Genomic DNA, 14,808 nt, shown 5'->3' with positions numbered 1-14,808 from the left:
GGCGACGCACGCGCGGCAGCGACGACGAGGACAAGCAGCCGTTCGCGCCGGGCCGCGACCCGAAAGGCGTCGGGGACGTGCTCGCCGAGCTGACCAGGCAGGAGGGCTGGGATTCGCAGCTGGCGCGCGAGGATCTCGTGCTGCAGTGGGTCGACGTCGCGGGCGAGGAGACGGCGCGCCACGCGCATCCGGTGGCCCTTTCCGACGGCCTGCTCACGGTGCAGTGCGACTCGACGGCGTGGGCGAAGAACCTCCAGCTCATGCGCGGCGAGATCGTCACGCAGCTGATGAGACGCTTTCCGGATGCCGGTGTGCATAACGTCCGTTTCGTCGGGCCTGACGTTCCCTCCTGGAAATGGGGCCCCAGAGCCGTTCCAGGGCGCGGCCCTCGCGATACCTACGGCTGAGCCACGTCCCGCGGCATCCCGTCGCATTCCAACGCGCCACAGGGCCGTTGGCGCGTCGGCGGACCCCAAACAACGGTAGACTCGGTCGATGGAGGACCGCGCCTGGCGGTCGGAGCCAGGAGTGCGTGAACACATGACGTCTGAGACCCCCGACAGCGATCCTCAGGAACTCCCCCCTCACCTGTCACACCGGGTGGAGCACGAGTACGGGGCCGACGCCATCCAGGTGCTCGAGGGCCTCGAGGCGGTGCGCAAGCGTCCCGGCATGTACATCGGGTCCACCGGTGAGCGGGGCCTGCACCATCTCGTCTACGAGATCGTCGACAACTCCGTCGATGAGGCACTCGCCGGGTACTGCGACACGATCTCGGTGACGATCCTCGACGACGGGGCGATCCGTGTCGTAGACAACGGCCGCGGCATCCCGGTCGATCCGCATGCGTCCGACCCCACCAAGTCCACCGTCGAGGTCGTGCTCACCGTGCTGCACGCCGGCGGCAAGTTCGGGGGTGGAGGCTATGCCGTCTCGGGGGGTCTGCACGGCGTGGGTTCCTCCGTCGTGAACGCGCTCTCCACGCGGTTCGACGTGGAGATCCGACGGCAGGGCTTCGTCTGGAGACAGAGCTTTGCCGACGGCGGCAAACCGGAGGGCCCGCTCGTTCGGGGCGAGGTGACCGATGAGACCGGGACGATCATCACGTTCTGGCCCGATGTCACGATCTTCGAGACCGTCGACTTCGACTACGACACGCTGCGCACCCGCTTTCAGCAGACCGCGTTCCTCAACAAGGGGCTGCGGATCACGCTCCGCGATCTGCGCCCGGCATCCGGCTACGTCGTCGACGGCGAGGACGGCCAGGCGATCCACAAGCAGCCGTTCGACGACTTCCACTACGAGCGCGGCCTCGTCGACTACGTCGAGTACCTCAACAAGATCCGCAAGGCCGAGGTCGTCAACGACGACATCATCGAGGTCGAGTCCGAGGACACCGACCGGCACATCTCACTCGAGCTCGCGATGCAGTGGACGACGAGCTACACCGAGAACGTCTTCACGTTCGCCAACACGATCAACACGCACGAGGGCGGCACGCACGAAGAGGGTTTCCGTGCAGCGCTCACGACCCTCGTCAACAAGTACGCCAGGGCGCAGAACCTGCTGAAGGAGAAGGACGACAATCTCACCGGCGAGGACATCCGCGAGGGTCTCACCGCCGTCATCTCGGTCAAGCTGTCGGAGCCGCAGTTCGAGGGCCAGACCAAGACCAAGCTCGGCAACACCGAGGCAAAGGCGTTCGTGCAGAAGATCGTCGGTGACCAGCTCACCGACTGGCTCGACCGCAACCCGCAGCAGGCCAAGCGCGTCATCACGAAGGCGATCGACGCCGCCACAGCCCGGCTGGCGGCGCGCAAGGCGCGCGAGACGGCGCGCCGCAAGAGCGTGTTCGAGTCGGCATCCATGCCCGACAAGCTCAAGGACTGCACGAGCAAGGATCCCTCGATCAGCGAGATCTTCCTCGTCGAGGGCGACTCGGCCGGTGGCTCGGCGGTGCGCGGGCGTGATCCCGAGACGCAGGCGATCCTGTCGCTGCGCGGCAAGGTGCTCAACGTCGAGAAGGCGCGGCTGGACCGCGCGCTCGGCAACAACGAGATCCAGGCGATCATCGCCGCGTTCGGCGCCGGCATCGGCGAGGACTTCGATATCACCAAGGCGCGCTATCACAAGATCGTCCTGATGGCGGATGCCGACGTGGATGGGCAGCACATCACGACGCTGCTCCTGACCCTGCTGTTCCGCTACATGCGCGGGCTCATCGAGGCGGGCTTCGTGTACCTCGCGATGCCGCCGCTGTACCGGCTGAAATGGTCCAACGCCGACCACGAGTACGTCTTCAGCGACAAGGAGCGCGACGCGCTGCTGGCCGACGGCCTCGCGAACGGCAAGCGGATTCCGAAGGAGTCCGGCATCCAGCGCTACAAGGGTCTCGGCGAGATGAACCCGAAGGAGCTGTGGGAGACGACGATGGACCACAACACGAGGACGCTTCGCCAGGTGACGATCGACGACGCGGCCGCGGCCGACGAGATCTTCTCCGTCCTGATGGGCGAGGACGTCGAATCGCGCCGCGGGTTCATCCAGCGCAACGCCAAGGACGTCCGCTTCCTGGACATCTGAGCGGGAAACCATGATCTCGATACACGTCGGCTTCGCCGACGCACTCGATCACCGATAGGCAGACATGACTGACGAAGAGCGCCCCGACCCGGCATCCGAGCACAACCACGGCAACATCGATCAGGTCGACTTGCAGGTCGAGATGCAGCGGAGCTACCTCGACTACGCGATGAGCGTCATCGTCGGTCGCGCGCTGCCCGACGTGCGCGACGGGCTCAAGCCCGTGCACCGCCGTGTGATCTACGGCATGTACGACGGCGGATACCGTCCCGATAAGAGCTTCAACAAGTGCGCCCGCATCGTCGGCGAGGTCATGGGTCAGTACCACCCGCACGGCGACAGCGCGATCTACGACGCGCTCGTCCGGCTCGTACAGCCGTGGTCGCTGCGATATCCGCTGGCCGAGGGTCAGGGAAACTTCGGTTCTCCCGGCAACCAGGGCGCCGCGGCTCCCCGGTACACCGAGACGAAGATGTCGCAGCTCGCGATGGAGATGGTGCGCGACATCGACGAGGAGACCGTCGACTTCGAGCCGAACTACGACGGTAAGACGCAGGAACCGATGGTGCTGCCGTCGCGGTTCCCGAACCTGCTCGTGAACGGTTCGGTCGGCATCGCCGTCGGGATGGCGACCAACATCCCGCCGCACAATCTGCGCGAGGTCGCGGAGGGCGCGCTGTGGGCGCTGGAGCACCCCGACGCTCCGCGGGAGGAACTGCTCGACGCGCTGATGAGCCGTATCCACGGCCCGGACTTCCCGACCGGGGCGCAGATCCTCGGCACGAAGGGCATCCGCGACGCGTACCGCACCGGCCGCGGGTCGATCACGATGCGTTCCATCGTGAACGTCGAGGAGATCCACGGTCGCACGTGCCTCGTCATCACGGAGTTGCCGTATCAGGTCAACCCCGACAACGTCGCCCTGAAGATCCGCGATCTCGCGCGCGACGGGCGCATCACCGGCATCGCCGACATCCGCGACGAGACGAGCGACCGCACCGGTCAGCGGCTCGTGATCGTCCTCAAGCGGGATGCCGTGGCCAAGGTCGTCCTGAACAACCTGTACAAGCACACGCAGTTGCAGGAGAACTTCGGCGCGAACATGCTGGCGATCGTCGACGGTGTGCCGCGCACGCTCGCGCTCGACGGGTTCATCACGTACTGGATCGACCACCAGATCGAGGTCATCGTCCGCCGGACGCAGTACCGGTTGAACGAGGCCGAGAAGCGCATGCACATCCTGCGCGGGTACCTCAAAGCGCTCGACGCGCTCGACGAGGTCATCGCGCTCATCCGCCGCTCGCCCACCGCCGACGATGCCCGCGAGGGATTGAAGACGCTGCTGGAGATCGACGACGACCAGGCGAACGCGATCCTGTCGATGCAGCTGCGGCGCCTGGCGGCGCTGGAGCGTCAGAAGATCATCGACGAGGCGGCCGAACTCGAGCTGAAGATCGCGGATCTGACCGACATCCTCGCCTCGCCGGTGCGTCAGCGCACGATCATCAGCGAAGAACTCACCGGCATCGTGGAGCGCTTCGGCGACGAGCGCCGCACGCACATTCTGCACGGATTCGACGGCGACATGTCGATGGAAGACCTCATCCCCGAGGAGGAGATGGTCGTCACCGTCACCCGCGACGGGTACATCAAGCGCACGCGCAGCGACAACTACCGTTCGCAGCACCGCGGCGGCAAGGGCGTGAAGGGCGCGCAGCTGCGCGCGGATGACGTCGTCGAGCACTTCTTCGTCACGACGACCCACCACTGGCTGCTGTTCTTCACGACCAAGGGCCGGGTCTACCGGTCGAAGGCGTACGAGGTGCCGGAGGCGGGACGGGATGCCAAGGGCCAGCACGTCGCGAACCTGCTTGCGCTGCAGCCCGGTGAACAGGTCGCGCAGATCCTCGACATCCGCGACTACACGGTGGCGCAGTACCTCGTGCTCGCGACGCGCGACGGCAAGATCAAGAAGACAGCGCTCAGCGAGTACGACACCAACCGCCAGGGCGGGATCATCGCGATCCGGCTGCGGGCCAATTCTGACGATGCCGGCACCGAGGAAGAGGACGGCGACGAGGTGGTCAGCGCGCTGCTCGTCGACGAGGACGACGACATCCTGCTCATCTCGCGGCACGGCATGTCGCTGCGGTTCACCGCGACGGATGAGTCGCTGCGTCCGATGGGTCGGTCCACGGAGGGTGTCAAGGCGATGGACTTCCGCGCCGGCGACACGTTGCTCTCGGCATCCGTCGCCAAGGACGACGCGTACGTGTTCGTCGTGACCGAGGGCGGGTATGCCAAGCGCACGGCGGTCGACCAGTATCGCCTGCAGGGGCGCGGAGGCCTCGGCATCAAAGTGGCCAAGCTGAACGAGGATCGCGGCGATCTCGCGGGCGGTCTCATCGTCGGCGAGGACGACGAGGTCTTGGTGGTTCTTGCCAGCGGCAAGGTGGTACGCTCTGCCGTGGCCGAGGTGCCCGCCAAGGGCCGAGACACCATGGGCGTCGTGTTCGCCCGTCCCGATGACGACGATCGCATCCTCGCGATCGCCCGCAATGGTGAACGAGCTCTGCGCCACGAGCAGGAGCCGGCCGAGAACGCAGAAGCCGCAGAGCACACCCCCGCTGCGAGCCCCGAAGGAAGTGACACGGACGCATGAGCACGGTAGCCGACAAGCTCGCCAGGAAGTCCTCGAGCAAGACCACCGCCAAGCAGGTGCGCTTGCGCCTGGTGTATGTGGACTTCTGGTCCGCGCTGAAGCTCTCGTTCCTCGCAGCAGTGGCTCTTGCGATCGTGACGATCGTGACGACTCTTCTGGTATTCATGGTGATCAAGACCACGGGCCTCATCACCAAGCTCGACGACCTGTTCACGGCGTTCGATGACAACTTCACGCTGAGCACCTACGTCGATCTACCGCAGGTCATGGCCTTCGCGGCCATCGTCGCGATCCTCAACCTCATCGTGGTCACGGTGCTCGGGGCGGTCATCGCGGGGATCTACAACCTGATGGTGAAGGTGACCGGCGGGCTGCTCGTCGGCTTCACTTCGAACTGACCTCGGTGTGCTTGCGCGGCCCGCGCGCCCCGCATGCTCGACTTGCCACGTTCTGTCGGATCCGCAGCCACCAAACGACAAATCTCGGCAAGTCGCCGAACCCCCGCTCAGCGACTTGCCGACTTTGGTCGTCTCGAGACTGTGCATGCGGCGGAACTCGGCAAGTGGACAGGTTCGCGGTCAGCGGGTCCCGGCTCACGCGAATTAGGGATAGGCCCGAGTTTCAGGTAAAGTCTTGGAGGTTGCGGGGATATAGCTCAGGCGGTTAGAGCGCTTCACTGATAATGAAGAGGTCCCAGGTTCAAGTCCTGGTATCCCCACCATTACCCCGCCCTCACAATCACATACGGGGCCTTAGCTCAGTTGGTAGAGCGCCTGCTTTGCAAGCAGGATGTCAGGAGTTCGAATCTCCTAGGCTCCACCCAAAGTGTCTTACGGGAACACGCGACATGCGTAGATGTTGAGTGTTCCCGTTTGGCTTCCTTGCCTTCGTCACCGCCCGCGTGTGCTTCGCGGAAGATCGTCGCGAAGGGTTCCGCGAGGCGTGGCTGCAACTGTTCGTCGTCGGTGATGTCGAGCCGCGTGTAGAAGGCTTGGTTCGCGAGCCGCCTCTCGGCGTCACCGGAGTGTGCATAGGCGTGATGTGCGTCGGTGAGCAGTCGGAGCGAGTCGTGCAGGAAAGCCCGCCCGCCGGTGTGGTGCTCGCTGTGCTCCGCAAGGCGGCGGTTCACATCGGCCAGTCCCGCGCGGATGCGGTCTTGGTGACGCTTCAACGTGGGCAGGTCGATGGCGTCAGCGAAGTGCGCCGCGAGCAGCTTGTCGGACTCCGCTTCGAGGCGTGACCTGTTCGCGGTCAGGTCCGCAAGCTCTTGATCCTGGCTCGTGTTGCGCTTGTCGAACGCGGCATCGACGTCGGCGGCGAGGCGCTGGTAGGTGGTGTCGCTGATCGTGATGCTCGCGTAGGAGTCGGCGACGAGGCGTTCGGCGACCGCGACGGGCACGGCTCTGCGGGTGCAGTTCGTCTTCTTCGCGGCGCGGCCGGAGCACACGAAGTAGGCGTAGGTGGTGCCGCGCGGGTTGGTGGCGAAGTCCAGCAGCATCCGCGACCCGCAGGTGCCGCAGTGCAGGAGCCCTTTCAAATGGTGCGCGTGCTGAACGTGGCGGGTCATCTTCGCGCGGCGAGCGTGCAGGAGCGACTGCACCTGATCAAACAACGCCGGTTCGATGAGCGGGTCGTGCGCTCCCGGATGTAGCGCACCTTTGTAGCGGATGACTCCGGCGTAGTAGGGGTTGGTGAGGAGCTTGTAGAGCGTGTTCTTCCCGAGCGGCTTCGAGGGGCGCTTCGGCGTCGGCACGGTCAACAACCCCCGCGCGGTCAACTCCCGCAAGAGTCCAGTGACGGAGGTCTCGCCGGTCGCGTAGTGCTCGAACGCGAACCGGATCAGCGGGGCGCGGTCGGGATCAACCTCGACCGTGCGGACTTCGCGGCCTGCCTCGTCGGTGCGGCGGACGTTGAGGTAGCCGATGGGTGCGCGCATGGGCGTGCCACCCTGCGCGACCTTCTGCGTAAGCCCCTTCGTCACCTCCGTCGCCAGGTTGCGGCTGTAGAACTCCGCAATGGAGGACATGATGCCGTGGACGAGCATCCCCGACGGCGTCTGATCAATCGACTCCGTCGCGGAGACGAGAGTGACGCCTGCGCTGATGAGGGCTTCGTGAATCTTCACGTCGTCGGCGCGGTTGCGGGCGAGCCGGTCGAGCTTGTGCACGAGGCAGAACTGCACCCGGCTCGCGGCGATGAACGCCAACATCTCCTGGAGCCCGTCACGATCCGCCGAACGAGCGGACTCCCCGGCATCGACGAACTCACGCACGATCCGCGCCCCGAGTTCGTCGGCCTTGCGCTGGTTCGCCTCACGCTGCGCGGGAATCGAGAACCCCTCGTCGGTGCCGCCACGCTCGGCCTGCTCACGAGTGGAGACGCGCAGGTAAGACACCGCGAGCAGGACCGGCATGTCGTCGGCGACGCCAGGCGATGCGGGGGTGAGGGTGGGAGCGGTCGTGGTGCTCATGCGGTGCTCCTTCGTTGGTGCGGTGGCTCGGGTTCCATTGTCTCGCGTGCCTCTGACACCGTGCCGAGGCTGTCGGGTGCCGGGAGGCCGTAGGGATCGGGTTCCCCGGCCAGGTGGGCGTCGTAGCGGGCCTGGGTGATGCCCAGCACCCACTCCACCAGCCGCCGCATATCCGGTTCCACTCGTCGCACGACCCGAAGCCGCAACTGCGGGTTGCTCCGTGCTCCTGGCGCGCTCCCGCCCCGAGCCGCGCGTCGCGGACACTTGTTCGGTGTGGTTCGGGCCGGGTCACTCATCTCTTACTCACGGAACAGCAGATACGCCAGTACGGCTATCTACCGTAGCGCAGACATGGCGTAACGGCCATTGCGTGAGGTTGAGGTAGGATCAGAAGCATGGTCGAAGAGCTGGAGAGCGTGCCACTGCTGGTGCCGGAGGACTTGCCTGCGGGCTGGCAGATGCCCGCCTCCTCGCCGATCGACCCCGACCGCGACAGTGCCCAGCTCGACCAGTCGTTGCGGTATGAGGAGTGGGTGGACCCCGAGCCGGGCCTGAACCGTGGACTGCGATCGAGTCACAACAACATCGACTCCGGACGCTGGTTCCTCATCCGCCACACGGCCTCGGGGACGCGGGTGTTGCTGCGTCTGCAACGGCAGAACGTGCTGGATCAGCGCCCGATGGGCGAGGTCCGTATCACCGGGATCACCTACTTGCCCGAATGGGCCGGTGACCCGGTCGCGAGCCCGATCTTGCGGGAGCTGCCGACGTCGAAGATCGAGGCGGCAATCAACCGCCGCCAGTTCGCCGTCACCGGCGCCACCGGCTTCCACGAAGGCACGATGACGCTGCCCTCCGGACGCACACTGCGCTCGGCGGACGTGATGAAGTCGTTGGGGAACCCGAAGCGCACCCCGGACTTCTACGAGCTGGTCGCCTTGCAGCACACCCGCCTCGTCGACGACGGTGAGCCGAACCCGACCGCGCGCATGGCCGACATCAGTCGCGTGCCGCTCTCGACCGCGCAGGGCTGGGTCGCCCGCGCGCGCCGCAAGGGACTCCTGCCGCCGGGCCGCCGCGGACGCGCCGGATGAGGCGGCCCGGTGGCACGGAGGCGAGGGTCGGTAAAATGGGGCCAGGACGAGAAGGGGTGAGGCAGTGAGTGACTCGATTCTGACCGCGAAGGCTCCGGTGCCGCGGACGCGTCCGGACTTCACGCATGTTTCTACCGTGATGCTCTACGACATCGCCCGTCACACTGCCTCCGTCCTGGCTTCGCTGCTGTTGAACCGGCGGCGCGGGGCTGGTGACGAGGCCGAGCGGGAGCATTGGGCGGCGCGTGAGCGGCTGGTCATGCAGCAGGTCAAGGCTCTGGACCCTGACGACCGTGCCGGGCTGATCGCTCAGGATGAAGCCTGGGAGGACGAGGCCCGCGCCCTGCGCGACGCGTGATGAGCGAACCAGGCGACGAGCCTCCGGTCGGTAGCGAGGACTGGCTCGACCGGGTGTTCACGGGCGAGGCGCGTGAGCTGTTGTTCACGGGCCACCTGTCCGGGCGTGAGCGCCCGGTGCCGGTGTTGCTGGGTGGGCAGCCGGCAGCGGGCAAGACCCAGGCGCAACGGACCATCCTGGCTGAGCATCCCGGCGATGATCTGGTCGAGGTCACCGGGGATGATCTGCGCGGGTATCACCCCGACTATGACCGCCTGGTCAACGAGGCACCGTTGGCGATGCCGAACGCGACCGCCCCGGTCTCGGGCGGACTCGTCAGACTGGCCATCGAACACGCCCGCACGCACCGGTACTCGCTGCTGCTGGAAGGCACTTTCCGCGATCCGGCGATGGTGACCGGCACCGCGACCCGGTTTGCCGAGGCCGGATACCGGGTCGAGGTCGCCGCTGTTGCCACCCCCGGGGTGGTGTCGCGGTTGTCGGCGGAGATGCGGTCCCTGGCGGGCGGCTATCCGAAGGTGGGCCGATGGACACCCCCGAGCGCGCACGAGTCCGCGATAGAGCACTCCCCGTTCGTTGTCTCGGCGCTCGAAGCGCTCCCGCAGGTCGCGCAGGTGCAGGTGTTCTCCCGCGAACGCCTCCTCTACGACAACACCCGCACCGACACCGGCGAATGGGTGCACCCCCCGGAGGCTGCCGCGGTGCTGCGCGCCGAGCAGCACCGCAGACTCGCCGTGCCGGAGACCGTCGCGTGGCTGCGGGACTACGCCGCAGTGTTCACCCACGCGGCTGCCCGGCCGGGCTACCTCGGCCCCGAGACCGCGCCGACCTACCTGCGTCTGCAAGCCGACGCGCACAAGATGCTCCGCTCGATGATGTTCACCCCCGGTGCGCCCGTGGCCGCCCTGCAACGCGAGCAGCGCGAACGCCACGCCCACCTGCGCCGGGTGCTGCCACCCGAGCTCTTCCCGAAACGGAAGCCGCCGGCACCGCCACTGGAACGCCGCCCACAGGCCCCGCGCCGGGAACCACCGAGTCTCGGGCGCTGACCTCAACAGCGTGGGGCCTGGCGCTCAAACCAGGGGCGTGTCAGCCTGTACGGTGGAGAGACGAAGCGCCGACACGTCGGGGGGCGGCGATGGCACCAAGAATCTGGCTCGACGTCGCCTACCGCGAGAAAGACCAAGCCAAAGCGGCCGGTGCCCGGTGGGACCCGCAGACGCGTCGTTGGTACGCCCCCCGCCCCGGGATGCGCGCCCTGGGCCGATGGCTTCCACCAGCTCCGCAACCCGCACCCGCTCGCGCCGCCGAAGCGGAACCGTCGTGGTCGAACGACCCAGCCGTGCTACTGCGCGACGTCGCTGAGTCCGAACCGCTGCCGTGGGCGATCCGGGCGCCCTACGGCTGGTTCTGCCACATGTGCGACTCCACCTGCCGGGCCGGAACGATCCAAGTGGCGAAGATTCAAACCCGGCTGCTGCGGCGACCGATAATCGTCACTCAGCCGATCGAATGGCGCCATCACCTCCAACGCCGTGAGGACGTCCACTGGCGGCTCCTCGTCCACATCACCCAAGTCCTCGAACACACCCTCACGCCAGGAACCGCGATCCGCTGGAATCCCGACTCCCGGCAGCTCGACACGATCACCGGAACCATCCACGACTGGCGCGACCTCCGCGACCAACAGAAGCGTCGCCGCTGACCATCAGCGCGAACCACCGCTCCTTCGCCGCAGCCCCGATCGCGCCTCCTGCACGCTCTGCGCCGACCTCTCCTCAACTCTCGCCCCTCCTTCTTCTGAATGAACGTATACTACCTGCGGTAGTTGCCAGTACACTAGTTATGTGGTGGTGGGCGATCGGAGGCGGTGTCGATGCGTGGGGGCGTGATCCCGTTCCGGGGCTCTGGCGCGGACGCGCGCCGGTACCTTGAGTCCGACCGCTCCCGCGCCGATGAGTACTACCTGGAGGGCGGCACCGCCCTGGCGGAGTTCACCGCCGTCAACGCACGCGGGGAGACCATCGGCGAGCTGGCGCTGAGTCCTGGGGAGTACGCGCAGTGGGTGGACTGGACCAACCCGCTCACGGGTGAGTCGATGGGCACACCGCGGCTGCCGGGTGAGGGGAGGCGGGGGAGCCCGCGGTTCATGGAGATGGTCGTCAACACCCCCAAGTCCCTCTCGATCGCCGCAGCCCTCCACCCTGACGTCTCCGAAGCCCTCGATGCCGCGCAGCGCGACGCCGTGGTCGAGATCCGTTCCTGGCTGGGTCAGCACTCCGTGACCAGGGTGGGGCCGCGGGGGCGGCAGGAGGTCGTGCCCGTCGAACACCTCGAAACGGTCGCGGTCTCCCACAGGACGAGCAGGGCGGGTGATCCGCACCGGCATGTCCATGTCCAGATCGGCACTCGCGTCTGGGCGGCGGGGAAGTGGCGCGGCCTGGACACCGGCGCCCTGTTCAAGCAGCAAGGCGCGATCCGCGCCCTCGGCGACGCGGTTCTGGCCGCACACCCGCAGCTCGCATCGGTGCTCGACGCGCACGGCCTGACCTTGGACCCCGTGTCCGGGGAGGTCGCGGAGCTGACCCCGTGGAATGGGTTGATGTCGAAGCGGGGCGCGCAGGTTGCCCGCAACCTGGAGGCGTTCACTGCGGAGTGGGAGGACGCGCATCCGGGCGAAGAGGCCGGGCCGGTGGTGCGATCGCGGCTGCTCGCTGCGGCGTGGGACCACGAGCGCCCGAACAAGAAACCGTCGCAGCTCGGTTCAGAGGAGGGGTGGTTGCGGGAGCTGCACGGCGCCGGCTACACCCCGCACCTCCCGCGCGCGGCCGTGCAACCGGCGCGGAGCCTGGATGACCTCGCCATGCAGGAGGTCGCCTCGCGTGCGCTGGATCGGTGCGCGGCGGGCGCGTCGGCGTGGACGGTGCATGATGTGCAAGAGCAGGTGTCGCGGATCGTCATCGAGACCGGCGTGCACGCTACCCCCACCGAGCTGCGCGAGTTCTTCACCCTCTCCACCTGCCTCGCCGTCGGGGACTGCCTCTCGATCCTCCCTCCGGATGCACCGCGGCCGGAGCACGTCGTGCATCTGACGACGGTGCACGTCGTGGCGGTGGAGACCGAGTTGCGCGACAGGCTCACGACCCGCGCAGGGCGGTCCGCCGACGGCGCAACTCCGCATGTGGACGCAGAGGGCCTCGACGCTGACCAGGCGCGCGCTGCCGAAGCGGTGGCTTCGACGGCAGCGTTGGTGGTGGTCGAGGGCGCGGCAGGCAGTGGGAAGACCACGATGCTTGGTGCCGCGATCCGTGCCGCGAGGGAGGAGGGTCGGGGTGTGCGGGTGGTGACGCCGACGAAGAAGGCCGCCGACGTCGCCGCCACCACTCTGGGTGTGCCGACGGATTCGGTGGCAGCGCTCGTGCACGCGCACGGGTTCCGGTGGAACACCGACGGCATCTGGACCCGCCTCGCACCCGGCGACACCGACCCCGAGACCGGCGCCACCTACCACGGACCCGCCGAGGCCGCCCGGCTCGCACGCGGAGAACGGATCGTGGTGGACGAGGCGGGGATGCTCGACCAGGACACCGCCCTCGCCCTGCTCACCGTCGCCGACGAGACCGGCGCGACGCTTGCCCTGGTGGGTGATCGGGCGCAGTTGCCTGCGGCCGGACGGGGCGGGGTGTTCGACATCGCCGCCACCCTCGCACCACAGGTGTTTGACATGACGTCGGTGCATCGGTTCACCGATGCTGCGTACGCCCAGCTCACCCTCGACCTGAGAGCCGGACAGGACCCCGCGAGCCTGTTTGATCGGCTCCACGCCCTGGGGCTTGTGCGCCTGCACGCCGACCCGGAGGTGGCGCGGGAGGCGATCGCCGCCGAGCGGGTGGAGGGGGAGGCGATTACGACCGCGACCAACGATGAAGCCCGCGACCTCAACGCGCTCATCCGCGAGACCCGTGCCCGGGCCGGGCTGGTCGACGACACCGCCACGGTGGAGGGCAGTGACGGCCTGCCCATCGGCCGGGGTGACCTCGTGCAGACGCGGCGCAACGATGCCGGGGTGGGGGTGGCGAACCGGCAGACCTGGACCGTCGACCACGTCGGCGAGGACGGCAGCCTCTGGGTCCGCGACACGGACACGAAGCGGAAGCACCGGGCGAGTGTGCGTCTGCCCGCCGAGTACGTGACCGAGCACACCCACCTGGCCTATGCGGCCACCGCCTACGGTGTCCAAGGTGTGACCGCGCCTGAGTCGCATACCCTTCTCTCGGACGGGTTGAGCGCGGCCGGGGTCTATGTCGGGCTCACCCGCGGGCGCGAGAAGAATCGGCTGCACGTCGTCGCCGCCGACCTCGCCGACGCCCGGGAGCAGTTCACCACCGCCCTGGAGCGTGACCGCGCCGACCGCGGCCTGCACGAGGCCACCCAACGCGCACACGGCGCCGTGAGCGGGCTGAGGGACGAGGGCCCGGTGCGCATCGTGAATGCTGAGCGCACGCGGCTGGCGGACCTGATCGAGCAGGCCGAACAGGCCGCCGTGAACTGGGAGCGGGCGGCTGTCGCGGTCACCCGTCAACGCCAGGAGCAGGCGAAGGAGGCCGATGAGCAGCAGGTGATCGTCGCCACCGCGCAGGCCCACGCCGAGCAGGTGCGCGTCGATGTCTTCGGCCCCCTCGCCGCCCAGGCCACCACCGACGGCACCGCGCTCCTGACCGCACGAGAGCGGGCGTGGGAAGCCTCCCGCACCCGAACGACCGCGCGAGGCTTGCGCAAGCGCGCCGCCGCCCGCGCCGCGACCGCAGCCAACGTGGAGCGCGAGAGCGTCGAGAAGCAGACCCGTCAGCGGTGGGGCAGCGTCCCACACACCACCACCGGCCTGGCCTCGTGGGCGCGAGCCGTCGCCGCGCAGCAGGCCGAGACCGACCCATCGGTCGTCGATACCGCAGCCCAGGCGGACGCGGCACAGGACGCACAGAAGCAGCTCGACCGGAGACACCTGGACGAGCGGGTGGCCCTCGCGGGCCGGGTTTTCGGCAACCGTGCACGGACGAGCCCCCACCAGCAAGCGGCCCGGTGGCGGCAACGAGCCGAGCAGGCCCGCCGCGAGCTCACCCAGATCGAGGCAATGCCCGTCACCGAAGCCGCCCGGCTCGTCCACGACCGCGCTGAGCACGAACATGCCCGCCGCGAAGCCGTCGAGAGGGCGGAGGCCGCACGGAAGGCGCGTACCGCACAAGCCCACGACCTTATCCAGAGTTCACGACCGGACGGCTCCACGCGAACCGGCCGTGGGCTCGGACGGTAGCACCGGAGGTTCAGGCAGGTTGGCTGGCCGCTGTGACTAACGTCTTCTCGGCCGTAAGCGCCGTCGTGCTGAATGGGGACGGTCGAACGCTGCCTGTCTTGCGCGAAAGGCGTTGCAACAAGACCGAGAGAACTATCAGCGACACGTTCCAGCAAGCCCCCCGCTATCCTGCCGCGACCGACGCGCATGTGCTGTTAATGGTCCTAGTAGAGTGTCGCTTCTAAATTGGTGGGTATTGGTGGGGTTGGCTTGTCCTGATTGATACTTGATCGGGAGGAGTCGTTTATGCCCAGGCCGAAGGATCATGTCGTCGCGCTGACGACGGGGGAT

10 protein-coding genes, 2 tRNA genes and 1 pseudogene are annotated in these 14,808 nt (G+C 67.7%); 12 read left to right on the top strand and 1 reads right to left on the bottom strand.

Annotated features, from left to right (window positions below; all coding sequences use genetic code 11):
* The 7 genes from WBP48_RS16125 to WBP48_RS16095 all read left to right on the top strand — a co-directional run.
* Positions 1 to 407, top strand: a 407-nt coding sequence (locus WBP48_RS16125) for a DUF721 domain-containing protein (RefSeq protein WP_424441765.1), incomplete at its 5' end; no start/stop codon positions are given.
* Between the two features lie 133 nt (positions 408 to 540).
* On the top strand, positions 541 to 2,583 hold the full coding sequence (gyrB, locus tag WBP48_RS16120; RefSeq protein ID WP_424441764.1) for a DNA topoisomerase (ATP-hydrolyzing) subunit B: 2,043 nt from the start codon (positions 541 to 543) through the stop codon (positions 2,581 to 2,583).
* A 64-nt stretch (positions 2,584 to 2,647) separates the two neighbouring features.
* Positions 2,648 to 5,245 carry a DNA gyrase subunit A gene (gene gyrA / locus WBP48_RS16115; RefSeq protein WP_424441763.1) on the top strand — a complete coding sequence of 866 codons (2,598 nt, stop codon included), beginning with the start codon at positions 2,648 to 2,650 and terminating at the stop codon, positions 5,243 to 5,245.
* Positions 5,242 to 5,643, top strand: coding sequence for a DUF3566 domain-containing protein (locus tag WBP48_RS16110; RefSeq protein WP_424441762.1), 402 nt, complete (start codon positions 5,242 to 5,244; stop codon positions 5,641 to 5,643). The genes gyrA and WBP48_RS16110 overlap by 4 nt, the downstream gene beginning before the upstream one ends.
* Positions 5,644 to 5,889: 246 nt before the next feature.
* Positions 5,890 to 5,966 (top strand) — tRNA-Ile (locus WBP48_RS16105).
* 25 nt (positions 5,967 to 5,991) lie between these two features.
* Positions 5,992 to 6,064: transfer RNA gene (locus tag WBP48_RS16100), tRNA-Ala, on the top strand.
* Positions 6,065 to 6,107: 43 nt separating this feature from the next.
* Complete coding sequence (locus WBP48_RS16095) at positions 6,108 to 6,485, top strand: hypothetical protein (RefSeq protein WP_424441761.1); 378 nt, start codon at positions 6,108 to 6,110, stop codon at positions 6,483 to 6,485.
* 135 nt (positions 6,486 to 6,620) lie between these two features.
* On the opposite strand, the pseudogene WBP48_RS16090 reads toward WBP48_RS16095, so the two are convergent.
* Positions 6,621 to 7,658: pseudogene (locus WBP48_RS16090) on the bottom strand (recombinase family protein); the annotation flags it as partial.
* A gap of 452 nt (positions 7,659 to 8,110) precedes the next feature.
* On the opposite strand from WBP48_RS16090, the gene WBP48_RS16085 reads away from it, so the two are divergent.
* From WBP48_RS16085 to mobF, 5 genes are all read left to right on the top strand, one after another.
* Positions 8,111 to 8,809 (top strand): hypothetical protein, encoded by a 699-nt coding sequence (locus WBP48_RS16085; protein WP_424441760.1) that lies wholly within the window; start codon positions 8,111 to 8,113, stop codon positions 8,807 to 8,809.
* Positions 8,810 to 8,945: 136 nt separating this feature from the next.
* Positions 8,946 to 9,167 (top strand): hypothetical protein, encoded by a 222-nt coding sequence (locus WBP48_RS16080; RefSeq protein WP_424441759.1) that lies wholly within the window; start codon positions 8,946 to 8,948, stop codon positions 9,165 to 9,167.
* A complete protein-coding gene (locus WBP48_RS16075) occupies positions 9,167 to 10,216 on the top strand; it encodes a zeta toxin family protein (protein WP_424441758.1) in 1,050 nt (349 codons plus the stop codon). The genes WBP48_RS16080 and WBP48_RS16075 overlap by 1 nt, the downstream gene beginning before the upstream one ends.
* An 89-nt stretch (positions 10,217 to 10,305) precedes the next feature.
* Positions 10,306 to 10,872: a DUF5710 domain-containing protein gene (locus WBP48_RS16070; RefSeq protein WP_424441757.1), complete on the top strand. Its 567-nt coding sequence runs from the start codon at positions 10,306 to 10,308 to the stop codon at positions 10,870 to 10,872.
* 171 nt (positions 10,873 to 11,043) lie between these two features.
* A complete protein-coding gene (mobF, locus tag WBP48_RS16065) occupies positions 11,044 to 14,478 on the top strand; it encodes a MobF family relaxase (RefSeq protein WP_424441756.1) in 3,435 nt (1,144 codons plus the stop codon).
* Positions 14,479 to 14,808 lie beyond the last annotated feature (330 nt).

Origin of the sequence: Microbacterium sp., from assembly GCF_049661145.1 — a bacterium.
Classification (GTDB): domain Bacteria; phylum Actinomycetota; class Actinomycetes; order Actinomycetales; family Microbacteriaceae; genus Microbacterium.
This window is presented reverse-complemented; position numbering and strand designations above follow the sequence as displayed.